Annotated in this window: 1 pseudogene; it reads right to left on the bottom strand. The window is 56.6% G+C overall.

The features are described 5' to 3' along the window. Nucleotides 1–417, bottom strand: a pseudogene (locus tag QKE30_RS10805) (IS256 family transposase); the annotation flags it as partial.

The raw sequence follows: 417 nt of genomic DNA, 5'->3' as shown, positions 1-417 counted from the left end.
GCGTGGACGAGGCAGCGTTGGATGCGTGTTGTCGGCCAGCAGTGGTGGATGGCTGATTGGGCGCCTTGTCCGCCGTCTGTCACTGCGACAAGTGGTGCGGCAATGGGGCGTAGTAGTTCGGTGTAGGCGGCGGTGGTTTCTTGTCTGGCCCAGGTCCAGTTGATGACGTGGGTTTTGCTGGCAGCGATAAGGAGGCAGCCGGACTTTAGGTAGGTTGCGTCCAGGAAGATCTGGTCGTAGATACGGAAAGTATCGATGGTGGGTGTGGGGATGATCCACCAGCACCAGTGGAAGCGGCGTTGCAGTGTTTTTGCTGAGACGTTTTGTGTAACTGCAATCTGTGTCAGTGGTTGGGTGCCGGTGATCCATTGGATGAACCAGGTCATGGTAGCGGCGTTTTTGTTGTGTGTTTGGGTG

This window comes from Corynebacterium sp. c24Ua_83, assembly GCF_039907245.1.
In the GTDB taxonomy this organism is placed as follows: Bacteria; Actinomycetota; Actinomycetes; order Mycobacteriales; family Mycobacteriaceae; genus Corynebacterium.
The sequence above is the reverse complement of the archived record's forward strand: the minus strand, read 5'-3'. Positions and strand labels throughout refer to the sequence as shown.